Source organism: Nonomuraea sp. NPDC049649 (assembly GCF_040675175.1).
Classification (GTDB): Bacteria; Actinomycetota; Actinomycetes; order Streptosporangiales; family Streptosporangiaceae; genus Nonomuraea.
This window is the reverse complement of the sequence record NZ_JBFAOH010000103.1, coordinates 1-1,530: the sequence shown is the minus strand read 5'-3', so window position 1 is coordinate 1,530 and position 1,530 is coordinate 1. Positions and strand designations below refer to the sequence as shown.

Sequence of the window (1,530 nt, the reverse complement as noted above, 5' to 3'; positions counted from 1 at the left end):
CTAGTACGGCAGTCTCCATTCACGGTTTGACCAGCGAGGACGGGCGTGAGGCTGTTGTGATCTCGTGACCGAAAGCGGGCACAACGAGAGCAGCCGCTCACAATCATGACTTTGTGACGAGTACAAGATCGAGAGCGGCTGCCGCGCTCATCCTAGAGGCACGCCGCGTGCAACGGAACACCGACGACCTGCTCACCGCGCTGAGCCCGATGTTCACCCGGATCGAGCCCCGACTGCAGGCCGCCAAATACATCCACGCCGTCATGTCCGACCTGCCTAAACGCAACGGCTGGACGATCGCCGAGCACGCCGGGGACCGCTCTCCCGCCGCCACCCAGCGCCTGCTGAACCGCGCCCGCTGGGACACCCCCGGCGCCATGAGCGTCGTACGCCGATTCGCCGCCGAACGACTGAACGCCGCCCCCGGACCCACCCGCCTGACCGTGGGTGCACTCGACGAGTCCGGCCAGGAGAAGAAGGGGCAGGCCACAGCTGGCGTCAAACGCCAGCACATGGGCTGCGCGGGCGGCATCGACAACGGCGTCAACACCGTCTACCTGGCCTTCATCCGCGCCGGAACCGGGCACGCGCTGATCGGCGCCCGCCAGTGGATCCCCGCCGAGCACATCACCGACCCGGTCACAGCGATCACCACCGGCCTGCCCCTGGACCTGGTCTTCGCCACCAAGGGCGAACTGGCCATCGGCCTGCTTACCGACGCCTGGCGCGACGGCATCGGCTTCGATTTCATCGCCGGCGACGAGGTCTACGGAACCTGCACCAAGCTGCGCACCTTCCTGGAGGACCACCAACAGGCCTACGTGCTGCGGGTGCGGTCCTCCTTCGCCCTGACTCTGGGCGGCGGCACCCGCCTGACCTGCCAGCAGGCCGTCACCCGGCACTGCAGGCCCAAGCGCGCCTGGACCATCCGCTCGGCCGGCCAGGGCTCCAAGGGCGAACGCGCCTACGCCTGGGCCTGGATCGCCACCTCCGGCCCACGCCACTTCCTGCTCGTCCGCAAGCACCGCAAGAACGGCGAACTGGCCTTTCACTACTGCTTCGTACCCGAAGGCCAGCCAGTCACCCTGCCCCGCCTGATCGCCGCCGCGGGCTTGAGGTGGCCGGTGGAAGAGAGCTTCGAGTCCGCCAAAGACCTGTTCGGCCTGGACCAGTCCCAGGTCCGTCTCTACGAGGCGTTCCTGCGCCACCTTGTGCTCGTCATGGCAGCCCTGGCGATCTGCGCCGTCAGCGCTGCGGCCGCACGGCACCGCACCGACACCCAGGCCCCGCCACCCACCCGGCCCGGCCAGCAACCTCCTGCCGACCCCGGCTTGATCCCCCTGACCATCGCCGAGATCAAACGCCTGTTCAACGCCGCGACCACATCGACACCCTCACTACTGCACACCGCCCACTGGTCGATCTGGCGACGCCGACACCAGGCCCGCGCCCGCTGGTTCCATAAACGCGCCCGCCTGGCAGCCGCATAAACCCACAGCTCAGCTCGCGAATGGAGACTGCCGTACTAGT

1 protein-coding gene is annotated in these 1,530 nt (G+C 68.0%); it reads left to right on the top strand.

The features are described 5' to 3' along the window. Positions 1-167: 167 nt before the first annotated feature. Complete coding sequence (locus AB0J42_RS37645) at positions 168-1,490, top strand: IS701 family transposase (protein ID WP_364303375.1); 1,323 nt, start codon at positions 168-170, stop codon at positions 1,488-1,490. Positions 1,491-1,530 lie beyond the last annotated feature (40 nt).